Here is a 15,194-nt window from a genome sequence, read left to right on the forward strand (position 1 = left end):
ATCCATCCCTGTCAGGAGAGCGCCTGACTTGGCTTCCCTCGTGAAACAAGTCAGGCCGCCGAAGGCGCAGGCGGTTTAAAAAACTGCTGAACGCTCAGGCAAAAGGACTGACAAAACGCTTTTTTCAAGGCGTTACCTCACTGGAGAGAGGTGCCGGGCCATCGGGCCACGGCATCCACCGAAGGAGCAAACCGCAGAACGTCCGGCTTTCAGGCCGAATGGTCCCGGCGAATCTCTCAGGTAAAGCGGACAGCGAGGGCAAGCCACAGCATATGCTGAGGTTGTTCATTGCCCTTGGAGTTCCTGTGACCGCTGCTGCCGACTTGCTCACCACCCCTTTGAATGCCCTGCACATCGAGCTGGGCGCTCGCATGGTGCCTTTTGCGGGCTACAGCATGCCGGTGCAATACCCCGCAGGCTTAGTGGCCGAGCACCACCACACCCGCAACGCCGCCGGCCTTTTCGATGTCTCGCACATGGGCCAGTTGTGCCTGAGCGGGCCCGATGCCGCTGCTGCCTTCGAAAGCCTGATGCCGGTGGACGTGATCGGTCTGGGCGTGAACAAACAGCGCTACGGCCTGCTGCTCAATGACGAGGGCGGCATCATCGACGACCTGATGTTCGTGAACCGCGATGTGGCCAACGGCGGCGATATTTTTGTGATCGTTAACGGGGCTTGCAAACACGGCGATCTGGCCCACATCCAAGAGCGCATCGGCAGCCGCTGCACCATCACGCCGCAATTTGACCGCGCCTTGCTGGCCCTGCAAGGCCCACAGGCCGTGACCGCCTTGCAGCGCCTGTTGCCCGGCGTTGAAAAATTGGTGTTCATGACCGGCATGCCTGCCACATGGAACAGCGCCGATCTGTACGTGACCCGCAGCGGCTACACCGGCGAAGACGGTTTTGAAATCTCCCTGCCCGCTCACGCGGCCGATGCCTTTGCCCGTGCCCTGCTGGCCCAGCCCGAAGTCAAGCCGATCGGTCTGGGGGCCCGCAACTCGCTGCGCCTGGAAGCCGGGCTGTGCCTGTACGGCAACGACATCGACACCACCACCACCCCGGTCGAAGCGGGTCTGAACTGGGCCATGCAAAAGGTGCGCCGCACAGGTGGCGCGCGTGAAGGCGGCTTCCCCGGTGCCGCCAAAATCCTCGCACAGCTCGACGGCACAAGCCCGGCGCAACGCTTGCGCGTGGGCCTGGTGGCCCTGGAGCGCGTGCCGGTGCGCGAGCATGTGGAACTGCACAACGACGCCGGCCAGAAAGTGGGCGAAGTCACCAGCGGCCTGCTCGCCCCCACGGCCGATCAGCCTGTGGCGCTGGCCTATGTGCAGGCAGAATATGCGCCAGCAGGCACACGCCTGAACGCCATGGTGCGCGGCAAAGCCGTGCCCATGACCGTCAGCGCCCTGCCCTTCGTACCCAACCGCTATCACCGCGGTTGAACTAAATCGGGGTCAGATCCCAATTAAATCCACACACCCATCCAAGCCGAATAATTGGGATCTGACCCCGATTGAATACCCCAACACACAAGGAGCTCCCACATGATCAAGTACACCGAAGACCACGAATGGTTGCAAATTGACGGTGACACCGCCGTCGTCGGCATCACCCACCACGCACAAGACGCGCTGGGCGATGTGGTGTTTGTGGACCTGCCAGAAGTCGGCAAGTCCTTTGCCGCCAAAGAGGTCGCAGGCGTGGTCGAGTCGGTCAAGGCCGCTGCCGACGTTTACATGCCCGTGGACGGCGAGATCACCGAGGTGAACGAAGAACTGCGCGGCGACCCCTCGCTGGCCAACACCGACCCCCTGGGCAAAGGCTGGTTTTTCAAGGTCAAGCTGTCCAACCCGGCACAGGCCGACGCCCTACTGGACGAGACGGCTTACAACAAGTTCTCTGCCTCGTAAAAGCCCCAGTTTTGCCAACCTGGATGGCCGCGCTGCGCTCGCCATGACTGCGTCAAGTTCATCGTCTTGCGCGTCATCGCGAGGCACGAAGCGATCCATTTTTTCAACCCCACTGGTACTGCCATGCTGATGTCCACCCTCAAGCCCTTGGGCGAACTCGAAAATCCGTCCGAATTCATCGCCCGCCACATCGGCATCAGCGACGCTGACGAGCAGCACATGCTGGGCGTGATCGGCGAGGCTTCGCGCCGCGCCCTGATCGAGTCCATCGTGCCGCGCAGCATCGCCCGCGCCCAGGCCATGCAGCTGCCCGCCCCGGTGACCGAGGCCGCCGCGCTGGCCGAACTCAAAGCCATGGCGCAGCAAAACCAGTTGTTCAAGAGTTTCATCGGCCAGGGCTACCACGGCACCCACACGCCCGGCGTGATCCTGCGCAACATCCTGGAAAACCCCGCCTGGTACACCGCCTACACGCCCTACCAGGCCGAGATTTCGCAGGGCCGGATGGAAGCGCTGGTCAACTTCCAGACCATGGTCTGCGACCTGACCGGCATGCCAATCGCCAACGCCTCCATGCTCGACGAAGCCACCGCAGCGGCCGAAGCCATGACGCTGGCCAAGCGCTCGGTCAAGGCCAAGGGCAACGTGTTCATCGTGAGTGGCGACTGCCACCCGCAAACCATCGAAGTCATCCAGACCCGCGCCGCGCCACTGGGCATCACCGTCAAGCTCGTGCGCTCGGGCGACGAATGGCAAGCAGCCATTGCACAAGACGATTACTTTGCCGCGCTGAACCAGTACCCCGGCAGCAGCGGCTGGCTTGCCGACTGGCAGCTCAGCGCCGACCTGATCCACAGCAAGCAAGCCGCCTTCATTCTGGCCGCCGACCTGATGGCGCTGCTGCTGCTCAAGTCGCCGGGCGAAATGGGGGCCGACATCGTGGTGGGCACCACCCAACGCTTTGGCATGCCCATGGGCGCAGGCGGTCCGCACGCCGCCTATATGGCCTGCCGCGACGAGTACAAACGCTCCATGCCCGGCCGTCTGGTGGGCGTGAGCGTGGACGCGCATGGCCAACCGGCCTACCGGCTGGCCCTGCAGACCCGCGAGCAGCACATCCGCCGCGAAAAAGCGACATCGAACATCTGCACCGCGCAGGTGCTGCCGGCCGTGATCGCCAGCATGTACGCGGTCTACCACGGGCCCGAAGGCCTCAAGCGCATTGCCCAGCGCATCGCCAGCTACACCGCCTTGCTGGCCGAGGGCCTGAAATCGCTGGGTGCCTCGCTGCTGCACGGCACGGCCTTTGACACGCTGACCGTGGACTGCGGCAGCGCCGCAGCGGCGGATGCCCTGCACGCCAGGGCTGTGGCCCTGGAGATCAACCTGCGCCGCTACACCGGTGGCCGTGCGGGCTTTGTGGGCATCACGCTCGACGAAACCACCACCCGCGAAGACATCGCCACGCTCTGGAGCCTGTTTGTCCAAGGCGGCCAGAAGCTGCCGTCTTTCGAGCAGTTCGAAAAAGGCATCGCTCCGCTGATCCCCGAGTCGCTGCGCCGCACCAGCGCCTTCCTGACGCACCCGGTCTTCAACCGCTACCACTCCGAGACCGGCATGCTGCGCTACATCCGCCAGCTGTCCGACAAAGACCTGGCGCTCGACCGCAGCATGATCCCGCTGGGCAGCTGCACCATGAAGCTCAACGCCACCAGCGAGATGATCCCCATCACCTGGCCCGAGTTTGCGGGCGTGCACCCCTTTGCCCCTGCCGGGCAATTGAAAGGCTATGCCCAGCTGGACCAGCAGCTGCGCGACTGGCTGTGCCAGGCCACCGGCTACAAAGGCATCAGCCTGCAGCCCAATGCGGGATCGCAAGGCGAATACGCGGGGCTCTTGGTCATCCAGGCCTACCATCGCGCCCAGGGCCAGGGCCACCGCCACATCTGCCTGATCCCGTCGAGTGCCCACGGCACCAACCCTGCCAGCGCCCAGATGGTCGGCATGACCGTGGTGGTCACCAAGTGTGACGACAACGGCAACGTGGACATGGACGACCTGAAGGCCAAGTGCGAGCAGCACAGCGCCAACCTGGCCGCCGTCATGATCACCTACCCCAGCACACACGGCGTGTTCGAGACGCAGGTCAAGCAGCTCTGTGAGCTGGTGCACCAGCACGGCGGGCGCGTGTATGTGGACGGCGCCAACATGAACGCCCTGGTGGGCGTGGCCGCGCCCGGCGAGTTTGGCGGTGACGTGAGCCACCTGAACCTGCACAAGACCTTCTGCATCCCGCACGGCGGTGGCGGCCCCGGCGTTGGCCCTGTGTGCGTGGTCGAAGACCTGGTGCCCTATCTGCCGGGTCACGCCACAGGCGGTGTACCGGTCAATGGCGTGGGTGCTGTGTCGGCCGCGCCGCTGGGCAATGCCGCCGTGCTGCCCATCAGCTGGATGTACTGCCGCATGATGGGCGCCGAAGGCCTGAAGCACGCCACCGAGTCGGCGATTTTGGCGGCCAACTACATCAGCAAGCGTCTGGCCCCGCACTACCCGACGCTGTATGCCAGTGACAACGGCCATGTGGCCCACGAGTGCATCCTGGACCTGCGCCACTTCAAGGACACTTGCGGCGTGATGGCCGAGGACGTGGCCAAGCGCCTGATGGACTACGGCTTCCACGCGCCCACGCTGAGCTTCCCGGTGGCCAACACCCTGATGGTCGAGCCTACCGAGAGCGAGACGCTGGAGGAGATCGACCGCTTCATCGACGCGATGATCGCCATCCGCGAAGAGATCCGTCAGGTGGAAAACGGCACCTGGCCACAGGACAACAACCCGCTGAAAAACGCGCCGCACACGGCGGACAGCGTGATGTCCAGCGAATGGCCCCGCCCCTACAGCCGCGAAGTCGGCGCCGCCCAGGCCCAGCGCGTGCCCGGCAGCGTGAAGTACTGGCCCCAGGTGGGCCGGGTCGACAACGTCTACGGTGACCGCAACCTGTTTTGCAGCTGCATCCCGGTGAGCGACTACGCCTGATCCACACACCCAGGAAGACCCACCACTCAAAATCAAAATCCCGCATCGGGAGAGACTGTCAACCGCAGACAGCGCCGAAGGAGCAACCGCCCCGGAAACTCTCAGGCAAAAGGACCGATGCAGGCAGGCTCCCATCCACGGATGAAGGGCCACACACTCTGAAGAGCGACCCGGGTTCGTCACCCGGGTCCACCGCAGGAGCAAGCCTCATACGAGGTGAATCTCTCAGGTTTCAAACAGAGGGGGTCATGCCGCGCACATCCGGTGCGCAGCGTGCTCATCCGTTTGAGACGTTTCAGAGAGAAGTTCCATGAACAAGCACATCGTGATCATTGGCGGCGGCATCACCGGCGTCACCAGCGCCTACGCCCTGGCCCAGCAAGGCATCCAGGTCACCCTGATCGAGAAAAACCGCTACCCCGGCATGGAAACCTCCTACGCCAATGGCGGGCAATTATCGGCCTCCAACGCCGAAGTCTGGACCCACCCGTCCACGATCATCAAAGGCCTCAAGTGGATGCTGAAAAGCGATGCGCCGCTTTTGATGAACCCCGCCCCCACCTGGCACAAGCTCAGCTGGATGGCCGAGTTCGTGGCCGCCATTCCCAAATATAAAGACAACACCATCGCCACGGCCAAGCTGGCGATCGAGTCGCGCGAGCACCACTTTGCCTGGGCCAAGGCCGAGGGCATCGACTTCGACCACAAGCGCGAAGGCATCCTGCACATTTACCGCGACAAAAAAGGCTTTGACCACGCGGGCGAAGTCTCCAAGCTGCTGGCCCAAGGCGGCCTGCCCCGCCGCGCCGTCACCCCCGACGAAATGAAAACCATCGAGCCGACCCTGCAAGGCCAGTACTACGGCGGCTACTTCACCGAGAGCGACTCGACAGGTGACATCCACAAATTCACTTTTGGCCTGGCCAAAGCCTGCGAGCGCCTGGGCGTGAAGATCCTGACCGAGCACCAGGTGCTGAATGTGGCCTCGAACGGCCAAACCGCCACCGTGCAAGTGCAGCACGCGGGCCAAACCGAAACCCTGAGCTTTGACGGCATCGTCATTTGCGCAGGCGTGCACGGCCGCCGCTTGGCCGCCCAATTGGGCGACCGTCTGAACATTTACCCTGTCAAAGGCTACTCGATCACCGTGGGCCTGAACGATGCCGCCAGCCAGGCCGCTGCGCCGCAAGTCAGTCTGCTCGATGACGAGACCAAGCTGGTGACCAGCCGCCTGGGCGCAGACCGCTTCCGCGTCGCGGGCACGGCCGAGTTCAACGGCATCGACCTGGACATCCGCGCCGACCGCATCAAGCCGCTGGTCAACTGGGTCAACGAATGCTTCCCTGGCGTGGACACCCGCCGCGTCGAGCCTTGGGCCGGTCTGCGCCCCATGATGCCCAACATGCTCCCGCGCGTGGGCGCAGGCAAAAAGGCCAACGTGTTCTACAACACCGGCCACGGCCACCTGGGCTGGACCCTCAGCGCCATCACGGCGCACCAGCTGGCAGGGCATGTGATGGCGGCCATGAAGGACAATGTGCGCTCTTTCATGACCCCCGCCACCGCCTGACCATGCCGCTTCACATCCTGCCCGTCGATTACCAAAACCCAGCCCACCGCAACGCGCTGGTGATGCTGCTGAACGCCTACGCCCAAGACCCCATGGGCGGGGGCGAAGGACTGGCGCAGGATGTGAAAGATCGCTTGTGCGATGACCTGGCCGCACGCAGCGATGCGGCCAGCTTCATCGCCTGGCTGGACGATGCGCCTGTGGGCCTGGTCAATTGCATCGAGGGTTATTCAACCTTCAAAGCACAGCCCCTGATGAACATCCACGACATCGCCGTGCTGCCCGGGCACCGGGGTGCAGGGGTCGGCCAGGCTTTGCTGGCCGCTGCCGAGCAACATGCGCGGGCGCGTGGCTGCTGCAAGCTCACTCTGGAGGTGCTGACGGGCAATGCGCGGGCTTTGAAGAGTTACCTGGGTTTTGGTTTTGAGCCCTATGCGCTGGACCCCGCTGCGGGTCAGGCCAGCTTCATGCAGAAGTGGCTTTCGCCAGCTGCCACTGCTCCTTCAGCCAACGCTTGAGTTCAGCCTCGTTCTGAATGCGGCGCAAATCGGCCGCCAGGCTATCGGCGCTGTGGCGCTGGTCGGCCTGGATGCGCTGCAGGGCTTGCGTCATCGCCGCCTCGTCCACATCGGCACCCACCGGCACGCACAGCTCTTGGCTCAAACGGCTTTGCAACTGGTCCAAATCGTCCTCCAACGCGGCGACCTGTTCCTTCAACAGCGAAGCCATGGCGATCAGCTGGGCATCGGCCATGCGGGTGGCGTTTTGCGGATTGACCTGCGTCACCTGCATTTGCAGGCGCAGCAAGGTGCTCAGCTCATTTTTTTCATAAGCGGCATTGACCTCGCTCATCAACGCGGTTTTGCGCAGGCGCTCTTGTTCGTCGGGCTCGCGGTCCGGATGCAAGGCGCTGGCCAGTTGTCGGAACACTGTGCGGATGGCGCTTTTGGCATCGGCCTCGCGCAGCACTGCAGGCGGCGCCTCGCCTTTTTCAGCCGCAGCACTTTTCTTTTGGGCTTGTTTGTGTGCTTTTTTGGCCGCACGCTTGGCCGCCTTGCGCTGCTCGTCGGCCTCTTGCTGGCGTTGCCACTGGCGCATGCCCGCTTGCATCATCTCTTCGGGTGTCTGGTATTGGCTGGGATTTTCAATCGGCTGGCCCAGCGCTTCTTCGATGCGCTCGCGCAGGCGCTGCGCCGCCTCGGCCTGCTCTTGGGCCGCTTCCTGAGTGTCCTCATCGCTCACATACAAGTCGGCCAGTGCCTGCACTTGAGGGTCGGCGCTGGCGGCCAATTGGTCGATCAAGCCTCGCACCAGTCCTCGGGCCATGCGTTGCTGGCGCTCGGTGAAGTCGGCCGTTTGCAGGCGCTCATGCACAAAGAGCAGCAGGCTTTTGCGGTGGGCCTGCGCCAGCTGCACCGACTCGCGCAAGGCCTGAATGTGCGCGTAACGGTGCCGGTCCGACCAAGCCTGCAGGCGCTCAATCTGGCCGGAGAGCTGCTCGATGCGGGCCAGCAAGGCATTGAAGCGCTGCTGGGCGGGCGTGAGCGGGGCTTGGTCGCCGGGCTGGACCATTAAGGCAGATAGGGAGACGGCAGCGTCTTGGGGCGCTTCGGGCGGGGAGATCATTGAAAAGAGTGGAGCGAAGACCGATGGGCTGCTGGATGTTAACCCCCCGTGGGAGGCCGCCCCTGCGGCCGAATGCAGGAAGGGGCTTGGCCAGTCGATAATCCCCCCACCGATTCGACAAGCACCTGCCTGATGCCCAGCCCCACCCCGTTCAAAGTGCTCAGCCTCATCCCGCCGATGACGCAGCTGAACACGCCCTACCCGTCCACGGCCTACCTGACGGGTTTTTTGCGTTCGCGTGGCTTTGATGCGGTGCAAGAGGACTTGGCCCTGGCCACCGTGCTGGCATTGCTGAACAAAAAGGGGCTGACCAATTTGCGCAACGTGGCGCTGGCCTTGCCCGTTGAAGAGCGCTCAGGTCCGGTGAATTTTTTCCTCGACCATTTCAACGATTACGCCGTCAGCATCGACCCGGTCATCGCGTTTTTGCAAGGCCGCGACAGCACGCTCAGCCACCGCATCGCTGGCCGGGGCTTTTTGCCCGAAGGCCCGCGCTTTGCGGCGCTGGACGCCTACGACGACGATGGCACGGGCGACCCGATTGGCTGGGCTTTTGGCGCTTTGGGCCAGACCGACCGCGCCCGGCACCTGGCCACGCTGTACCTGAACGATTTGGCCGATGTGCTACGCGACGCCGTGGACGAAGGCTTTGAATTTGTGCGCTACGCCGAGCGCCTGGCCGCCAGCCAGCCCAGCTTTGACGCACTGGCCGAGGCCTTGGCAGAGCCCCCCAACCTGATCGACACCACGCTGGAGCGCCTGGCCTTGCAAGCCATTGAACGCCACCAGCCGCAACTGGTGCTGCTGTCCGTGCCCTTCCCCGGCTCGGTCTATGCGGCCTTTCGCATCGCCCAATGCATCAAGCGCTCGCACCCGCACATCCGCATTGGCTTGGGCGGCGGCTTTGTGAACACCGAGCTGCGTGAACTGAAAGACGCCCGCGTGTTTGACCATGTGGATTTCGTCACGCTGGACGGCGGCGAGCGCCCGCTACTCAGCCTGATCGAGCACCTGCAAGGACAGCGCAGCCTGCAGCGCCTGCAACGCACCTTTGTGCGCAACGACGCAGGCCAGGTGCAGTACATCAACTTGGCTGAGCCCGACATCCCTTTTGAAGAGGTGGGCACGCCCACCTGGGACGGTTTGCCGCTGCACCAGTATTTGTCGCTGCTCGACATGCTCAACCCGATGAACCGGCTGTGGAGCGACGGCCGCTGGAACAAACTCACCGTGGCGCACGGCTGCTACTGGAAGAAATGCAGCTTTTGCGACGTGAGCCTGGACTACATCAGCCGCTACGAGACCGCGCAGGCCAGCACCCTGGTGGACCGCATCGAGCAGATCGTAGCCGAGACGGGCCAGACCGGCTTTCACTTTGTGGACGAAGCCGCGCCACCCAAAGCCCTGAAAGCCTTGGCCGAAGAACTGCTGCGCCGGGGCGTTCAAATCTCCTGGTGGGGCAACATCCGCTTTGAGAAAACCTTCACCCCCGAGCTGTGCGACTTGCTGGCCCAAAGCGGCTGCATCGCCATGTCGGGTGGCCTCGAAGTCGCATCCGACCGTTTGCTCAATCTCATGAAAAAAGGCGTCTCGGTCGAGCAGGTGGCGCAGGTCACCAAAGGTTTTGCCGATGCGGGCGTGCTGGTGCACGCCTACCTGATGTACGGCTTTCCAACACAAACCGTGCAGGACACGGTGGACGCGCTCGAATACGTGCGCCAGTTGTTTGAAAACGGCTGCATCCACAGCGGTTTTTTCCACCGCTTTGTGTGCACGGTGCATTCACCCGTGGGCCAAAACCCCGAGGCTTATGGCGTGCAACTCTTGCCCCTGCCCGAAGGCACGTTCGCCAAAAACGATGTGGGTTTTGTCGACCCGACGCCCATGCCACCCGGCGTAGACCACGACCTGCTGGGCCAGGGCCTCAAAAAAGCCATCTACAACTTCATGCACGGCGTGGGGGTAGACGCCGATGTGCGCCAGTGGTTTGAGCTTCCCAAAGGCCAATGCCCGAAACCGACGGTGCCGCGCCACAAGATAGCCCGGGCATTGGGCTGATGCTGGCCCCTCAAACATTGCTGAAATATTGAGCACGGCCCACCAAACCAACAGGCATGCGGGTCTCAGGGCTTGTTCATGCACTTATCCACAGCTTGGCGCACAGTTGACGGGGGTAAACCCGGGCAGCGTCAGCCAGCGCACCGACACGCTCATCGGCTGGCTGCCATCAAGGCGGCAAAGCCCACGAACACACCCCCAGTGACGCGGTTGAAATTTTTCAGCACGTGGGCTTGCTGAAGGTATCGCGAGAGTTTGTGGCCGCTGATGGCGTAGACCAGGTACCAGCTGACCTCGATCACGGTGAACGTGGTCAGCAAAATGACAAACTGGGTCAGCGCAGGCCACTCAGGCTGGATGAATTGCGGGAAGAACGCCGCTGAAAACACAATCGCTTTGGGGTTGCTGGCCGCCACCGCCAAGCCTTGGCGATAAAAAGAAGCGTCGCTGCGCTCGGGCGACGGCTGAGCACTGACAACCTCAGCGGCTGGACCGGAGAAATCCGCCACCCACAGTTTGTAGCCCAGATACGCCAAATAGGCCGCACCCAGATAACGCAGCACATCGAACACCGTTGGGAAGGCGTGCAGCAAAGCGCCCAAGCCTACCGCCGAAATGCTCATCATGCACAGCAGGGCGGTCATGCAACCTGCCATCGTCATGACAGCCGCTCGCAAGCCAAATCGCGCACCGTGGCTCATCACCAGCAACATATTGGGCCCCGGCGTGGCCGACACCACAAAGGTCATCACGACAAAGAGCCACCACGCCTGCACACCCATACACATCCCTGGTTTTTTAAGGTCTGCACGGATTGTCCACCAGGCCGCAGGCCCGTCTCAGCGCCTGAGCCAGTCACCAGGGAATGTTTTGCCCCTGGTGGTCCACAAACTGTGCACGCCCAGCGGGTTGCAAGGCGTCCAGTGCGACCAGCAAACGCCGCGCCGCCTCATCGGGGCGCAGGGCATCGTCGCCCACAAAAGGCTGGCTCAGGGCCGACTGCACCGTGCCCGGCTGCAAGGCCACCACCACCGCCATCGGCCTGCGGCGAGCCACTTCGATGGCAGCCGTCTGCAGCAGCATGTTGAGCGCGGCCTTGGCGGCGCGGTAACCGTACCAGCCGCCTTTGCGGTTGTCTTCGATGCTGCCAACACGCGCGGACAACTTGCCCCAGATGACGCGCTGCCCCGGTGCCAGTAAAGGCACAAAGTGTTTGAGCAACAGACCTGGCCCCACCGCATTGAGTTGCAGCGTGGCCAGCAAATGCGCAGCATCCAGCTCGTCCAGCCGTTTTTCAGGGCCGCGCCCGTTCACGGTGAGTGCACCCGTGGCGTCCAGCACCAGATGGAACGGCCCTTGCGCAGCCACCGCTTTCGCACAGTTGGCGATGCTGGCTTCGCTGAGTAAATCCAGCCCCGGCGTGCTTTGGCGTGACACGCCCAGCGCCAAGGCGCAGCGCGGATCGCCTTGCAGCTGCTGTTGCAGGGCGCTGCCAATGGCGCCGCTCGCGCCGATCACCAGGGCGCGGTAGCCCTCCGGCAGGGAATGCATCATGACGGTATCTTGCCCGGGTTTGGATTTTTCGGCGGGAGATCATAGGCACAGCGAAAGCCGATGTAGACCGCGTAAAAATCAGCCGGTTTGAAGGCCTGCACATCGCCTTTCATGTTGAACGCGCCATACCACCAAGAGCCACCCACCGTGCGTCGTTCTTGGCCTCGGGCATCGGTGGTCCACTCCCACACATTGGCGCCCATGTCGTACAGGCCGTTCACGCCCTGGCGCGTGGCGCCGGCAGGCGCGGCTCTGGGCCAGGGGTCGGTGTCGCTGGTGTTGGCGCCTTGCGGGCTGTCGCCCGTGGTCCAAGGGTAGGTGCGGCCCATGACCCAGGGCGCAGGCGGCGCGTCGCGCAGCTCGGTGAATCCCGCCTTTTGCCATTCGGCCCCGGTGGGCAAGCGCCCCCCGGCCCAGCGGCAATAAGCCTCCGCCTCGGCAAAGTCCAGGTGCACGGCGGGCATTTCCGGGCTCGTGGGCACGCCATCGGGCCTGCGCCAGGACCAGCCGGGGCGGCGCTCCCAACCTGCGCCGTATTCAAAACCACCGCCCTCTTTTTCGGCCCGGGTCACGGTGCCGGTGGCCCGCACATAGCGCTCAAACTGACCGATGGTGACTTCGGTGCGGTCAATGGCCCAGTCGCCCAAAACCACTTTGTCAGGCACTCTTTCAGTCAAGGCTTGACCCGTTTGGGCTTGCGCCACAGGCCCGCCCAGCGTGGCCAAGCTGGCCAGCAGCACAACAGAAACACCCCGCAGCTTCATGACACTTTCTCCTCGCCCACCCAGCGCCGCACCCACTGTTGCAGGCGCGGGCGCAGCGGCAAAAACAAACGGTAAGCCCCCTCGAACACCCACGACATCGGTGGCCAGGCCGACAACCAGCCCAACCAACGCCAGCCCGGAAACAACCGCCACATCTGCGAAAACGCCGCCGCACCGCTGAACAAGCGGCCCTGCGCGTCTCGCACATGGAAACGCGCCATGGCCTGCGCACAACTGAGCGTGCCCAAGTCGGCCCCGGTGCTCACGTCCACCCAATCCACGCTCGCCGCCTGAGGCAGGCGGCGGTAAATGGCGATTTCGCGGCGGCACAAGGGGCAAGAGCCGTCAAAGTAAACCGTCAGGCGGTGCAGCGTGCTCATGCGGCCAGGTCTCCACGGGCCAACAAGCTGCCCTGGCGGTCCACCACAAAACCTTCGCCCAGCCCCGGGTAGGCCCCGGTCAAGCCGGTCATGATGACCTGGTGCGTGACCCAGACCTCGGTGCGCCCGGCAGGCAGTGCTTGCAAGCGCTCACGCAAAGCCTGTTGCTGAGCGGCCGGGTCACCCTGCCCGGCAAAGGTGCTGTTGAGCGCGGGCCAGTCCTCATAAATACCGAAAGCCAAGCGCGCCGTGTCCTGGCAGCGGCACCACTGGCTGCTGCGCACCGCGTCGGGCTTGAAGTTCTGCGCTTGCAACCACGCCCCCAAGGCCCGCGAAGCTTGACGCCCCGCCTCGCTCAGGTTGCGCTGCGTGCGGCACTGACCGATCACAAAACCCGGCGGATCGCCGATGCCTGATTCGGTGGCGGCGTGGCGGATGAGCAGCACACCGCCGCTCTTGCGCCATGCGGCCAACAGTTCGGCCTTCGATGCACGGCGTTCGGTTTGTGCCATCGCCGGACCACCCAGCCCATACAGTGGCAGCAGACCTGCGGCCGAACGGGTCAGCAAGGCCCGCCGATTCAGGCTGAGCCGAGCCGTGGAGGGGTCAGAAAAATCAGCTGAAAGCGGGTCTAGGCGCATGGCTCAAGCCACTTCGCCCGAGGCGATGCGGCGCAGCGCCTGCTCGAACACCTCGACCGGCTGACCGCCCGAGATCAGATGCTTGTCGTTGATGATGACCGCAGGCACCGAGCGGATGCCCGCCTGCGTGTAGAACTGCTGGCGCTCGCGCACCTCGGCGGTGTGCGCGTCGCTGCTAAGCACCTCACGTGCGGCGGCCACATCCAGTCCCGCTTCGGCCACGCCCGCGAGCAAAACCTCTGGGTCTTCCATGCACTCGGCCCGGCCCTGGTAGGCCTGCAAAAAGGCTTTCTTCAGGGCGTGTTGCGCTCCCGCGCCTTGGCCCTCGGCCCAGTGCAGCAGGCGGTGCGCGTTGAAGGTGTTGTAAACCCGCCCGCGACCACCGGGATGAAACTCGAAACCCACCTCGGCCCCACGGGCTGCAATGGTCTGGCGAATCTGCGCCTGCTGCTCGGGGGTAGAGCCATATTTTTCGGTCAGGTGTTCGCCCAGGTCCTGCCCGCCGGGGGGCATGTGCGGGTTCAGCTCAAAGGGCTGGAAATGCAAGTCGGCCTGCACCTGGCCGTCCAGGCGCTCCAGGGCTTTTTCCAAAGCGCCCAAGCCCACGGCGCACCATGGGCAGGCAATGTCGGAAACAAAATCGATTTTCAATGTGGTGGTCATGGAGGACTTTCAGCAAGGCTTCATTGTCCACCGGACAGCAGATGCCCGCCGCTGACCTCGCACAAAAGCCCAGCGCCGACAAGGGCGGCAGATCAAGCCCTCAAAATCTCCAGCAAGGCCTGGTTAAAACTTGTCGCTGCTTCGTATTGCACCCAATGCCCGGCGCCGGGCAAGGTGTGCCACTGCCCCCAGCAAACGGCCGCCGCTTGCATGGCCCGCTGCAGCTCGGACAAACGCCCTCGGTACAAAGCGTCGTGTTCGCCATAGACAGCGCTGAGGTGCACCTGCAGGCGCGGCAGCGTTCGGGCCAGGATGTCGGTGGAAGACAAGCGCCTGCGCGCCATGCGGTCACGCGCCACGTTGGCTGCGTGCAGGCTGAGGGCCAAGTCGTCCAGGCTGTTCGGGTTCTGCAGCATGAGCGCCATCAGGTTGTGGCGGTGCACTTGCGCCTGCGCCTCGGGGGTGGGCAAATGCCGCCAGCCCTTGAGCGGGATGCGCTCGGGCACCGTCAGCCCCATGCCGGGAGCACCCACCAGCACCAGGCGCTGGGCGTCTTGCGGATGTTCGGCCAGCCACAAAGCCCCGGCCATGCCCCCAAAAGAAAAGCCCACCACACTGACTGCATCTGAGCACTGACCCGATTGCTGCAATTGCTGCAAACCTGCGTGCAAATGCGCCGGCAAAGAATCCACATCGGTGCAGCCGGGGGGCAAATCGGAGTCGCCAAAGCCGGGCAAATCGGGCACCAGCACGCGCCAGCCTGCATCGCGCAGGGGGGCGATGTTGTGCACCCAGTGCGTCCAGCTGCCGCTGCCGCCATGCAACAAAACCACCGAAGGCCGATGGACCGCCCCCCAGCCGTGCCACACCATGCGGGCACCTTGCCAATGCGTTTCCAGGCGCTGGGCATCGGCCAAGGCCTGGCTCAAATCGCGCGTCAAAAAATCGGGCAAAACAGCAGCGCTCATGATCTCCTTCATGCTCACATC

General features: G+C 63.8%; 14 protein-coding genes and 4 riboswitches. Of the genes, 6 read left to right on the forward strand and 8 right to left on the reverse strand.

Annotated elements, in window-relative coordinates; translation table 11 throughout:
* Positions 1–2: 2 nt before the first annotated feature.
* Positions 3–120, forward strand: a riboswitch (glycine riboswitch).
* 10 nt (positions 121–130) lie between these two features.
* A riboswitch (glycine riboswitch) is annotated at positions 131–263 on the forward strand.
* 42 nt (positions 264–305) lie between these two features.
* From gcvT to ACHEXL_RS07580, 5 genes are all read left to right on the forward strand, one after another.
* Positions 306–1,445 carry a glycine cleavage system aminomethyltransferase GcvT gene (gene gcvT, locus ACHEXL_RS07560; RefSeq protein ID WP_416558729.1) on the forward strand — a complete coding sequence of 380 codons (1,140 nt, stop codon included), beginning with the start codon at positions 306–308 and terminating at the stop codon, positions 1,443–1,445.
* Between the two features lie 102 nt (positions 1,446–1,547).
* A complete protein-coding gene (gcvH, locus tag ACHEXL_RS07565) occupies positions 1,548–1,913 on the forward strand; it encodes a glycine cleavage system protein GcvH (protein WP_416558730.1) in 366 nt (121 codons plus the stop codon).
* A gap of 123 nt (positions 1,914–2,036) precedes the next feature.
* Positions 2,037–4,949: an aminomethyl-transferring glycine dehydrogenase gene (gcvP, locus tag ACHEXL_RS07570; RefSeq protein WP_416558731.1), complete on the forward strand. Its 2,913-nt coding sequence runs from the start codon at positions 2,037–2,039 to the stop codon at positions 4,947–4,949.
* Positions 4,950–4,985: 36 nt separating this feature from the next.
* A riboswitch (glycine riboswitch) is annotated at positions 4,986–5,076 on the forward strand.
* Positions 5,077–5,097: 21 nt separating this feature from the next.
* Positions 5,098–5,199: riboswitch (glycine riboswitch) on the forward strand.
* A gap of 60 nt (positions 5,200–5,259) precedes the next feature.
* Entirely contained in the window at positions 5,260–6,519 is a 1,260-nt protein-coding gene (locus tag ACHEXL_RS07575) for a D-amino acid dehydrogenase (protein ID WP_416558732.1), read from the forward strand.
* Between the two features lie 2 nt (positions 6,520–6,521).
* Entirely contained in the window at positions 6,522–7,037 is a 516-nt protein-coding gene (locus ACHEXL_RS07580) for a GNAT family N-acetyltransferase (RefSeq protein WP_416558733.1), read from the forward strand.
* Here the strand turns inward: ACHEXL_RS07580 and ACHEXL_RS07585 are convergent.
* Positions 6,985–8,145, reverse strand: coding sequence for a J domain-containing protein (locus ACHEXL_RS07585; RefSeq protein ID WP_416558734.1), 1,161 nt, complete (start codon positions 8,143–8,145; stop codon positions 6,985–6,987). The genes ACHEXL_RS07580 and ACHEXL_RS07585 overlap by 53 nt on opposite strands.
* Positions 8,146–8,277: 132 nt before the next feature.
* Here ACHEXL_RS07585 and ACHEXL_RS07590 point away from each other — a divergent pair, with 132 nt between their 5' ends.
* Entirely contained in the window at positions 8,278–10,203 is a 1,926-nt protein-coding gene (locus ACHEXL_RS07590; protein WP_416558735.1) for a B12-binding domain-containing radical SAM protein, read from the forward strand.
* Between the two features lie 152 nt (positions 10,204–10,355).
* Here the strand turns inward: ACHEXL_RS07590 and ACHEXL_RS07595 are convergent, their stop codons facing one another.
* The 7 genes from ACHEXL_RS07595 to ACHEXL_RS07625 all read right to left on the reverse strand — a co-directional run bounded on the left by ACHEXL_RS07595 (position 10,356) and on the right by ACHEXL_RS07625 (position 15,173).
* Positions 10,356–10,985 (reverse strand): LysE family translocator, encoded by a 630-nt coding sequence (locus tag ACHEXL_RS07595; RefSeq protein ID WP_416558736.1) that lies wholly within the window; start codon positions 10,983–10,985, stop codon positions 10,356–10,358.
* Between the two features lie 73 nt (positions 10,986–11,058).
* Positions 11,059–11,754: an SDR family NAD(P)-dependent oxidoreductase gene (locus tag ACHEXL_RS07600; RefSeq protein WP_416561323.1), complete on the reverse strand. Its 696-nt coding sequence runs from the start codon at positions 11,752–11,754 to the stop codon at positions 11,059–11,061.
* The gene (locus tag ACHEXL_RS07605; RefSeq protein ID WP_416558737.1) at positions 11,754–12,521 is read right to left on the reverse strand and encodes a formylglycine-generating enzyme family protein; all 768 of its coding nucleotides are present in this window, start codon (positions 12,519–12,521) and stop codon (positions 11,754–11,756) included. Before ACHEXL_RS07605 ends, ACHEXL_RS07600 begins: the two co-directional genes overlap by 1 nt.
* Entirely contained in the window at positions 12,518–12,901 is a 384-nt protein-coding gene (locus tag ACHEXL_RS07610; protein ID WP_416558738.1) for a thiol-disulfide oxidoreductase DCC family protein, read from the reverse strand. Before ACHEXL_RS07610 ends, ACHEXL_RS07605 begins: the two co-directional genes overlap by 4 nt.
* Entirely contained in the window at positions 12,898–13,470 is a 573-nt protein-coding gene (locus ACHEXL_RS07615) for a histidine phosphatase family protein (RefSeq protein ID WP_416558739.1), read from the reverse strand. The genes ACHEXL_RS07610 and ACHEXL_RS07615 overlap by 4 nt, the downstream gene beginning before the upstream one ends.
* Before the next feature lie 75 nt (positions 13,471–13,545).
* Positions 13,546–14,205 (reverse strand): DsbA family oxidoreductase, encoded by a 660-nt coding sequence (locus tag ACHEXL_RS07620; protein ID WP_416558740.1) that lies wholly within the window; start codon positions 14,203–14,205, stop codon positions 13,546–13,548.
* Between the two features lie 92 nt (positions 14,206–14,297).
* Entirely contained in the window at positions 14,298–15,173 is an 876-nt protein-coding gene (locus ACHEXL_RS07625) for an alpha/beta fold hydrolase (protein ID WP_416558741.1), read from the reverse strand.
* Positions 15,174–15,194: the final 21 nt, after the last annotated feature.

This window comes from Limnohabitans sp. YIMB22184 (assembly GCF_048020265.1).
GTDB lineage: Bacteria > Pseudomonadota > Gammaproteobacteria > Burkholderiales > Burkholderiaceae_C > Limnohabitans_A.

Excerpts from the sequence above, each read along its gene's own strand:
- gcvP (WP_416558731.1), top strand. The coding sequence starts at position 2,037 with ATGCTGATGTCCACCCTCAAGCCCTTGGGCGAACTCGAAAATCCGTCC.
- ACHEXL_RS07620 (WP_416558740.1), bottom strand. The coding sequence starts at position 14,205 with ATGACCACCACATTGAAAATCGATTTTGTTTCCGACATTGCCTGCCCA.
- ACHEXL_RS07580 (WP_416558733.1), top strand. The coding sequence starts at position 6,522 with ATGCCGCTTCACATCCTGCCCGTCGATTACCAAAACCCAGCCCACCGC.
- ACHEXL_RS07575 (WP_416558732.1), top strand. The coding sequence starts at position 5,260 with ATGAACAAGCACATCGTGATCATTGGCGGCGGCATCACCGGCGTCACC.
- ACHEXL_RS07625 (WP_416558741.1), bottom strand. The coding sequence starts at position 15,173 with ATGAGCGCTGCTGTTTTGCCCGATTTTTTGACGCGCGATTTGAGCCAG.
- ACHEXL_RS07585 (WP_416558734.1), bottom strand. The coding sequence starts at position 8,145 with ATGATCTCCCCGCCCGAAGCGCCCCAAGACGCTGCCGTCTCCCTATCT.
- ACHEXL_RS07600 (WP_416561323.1), bottom strand. The coding sequence starts at position 11,754 with ATGCATTCCCTGCCGGAGGGCTACCGCGCCCTGGTGATCGGCGCGAGC.
- ACHEXL_RS07610 (WP_416558738.1), bottom strand. The coding sequence starts at position 12,901 with ATGAGCACGCTGCACCGCCTGACGGTTTACTTTGACGGCTCTTGCCCC.
- ACHEXL_RS07590 (WP_416558735.1), top strand. The coding sequence starts at position 8,278 with ATGCCCAGCCCCACCCCGTTCAAAGTGCTCAGCCTCATCCCGCCGATG.
- ACHEXL_RS07605 (WP_416558737.1), bottom strand. The coding sequence starts at position 12,521 with ATGAAGCTGCGGGGTGTTTCTGTTGTGCTGCTGGCCAGCTTGGCCACG.
- ACHEXL_RS07595 (WP_416558736.1), bottom strand. The coding sequence starts at position 10,985 with ATGGGTGTGCAGGCGTGGTGGCTCTTTGTCGTGATGACCTTTGTGGTG.
- gcvH (WP_416558730.1), top strand. The coding sequence starts at position 1,548 with ATGATCAAGTACACCGAAGACCACGAATGGTTGCAAATTGACGGTGAC.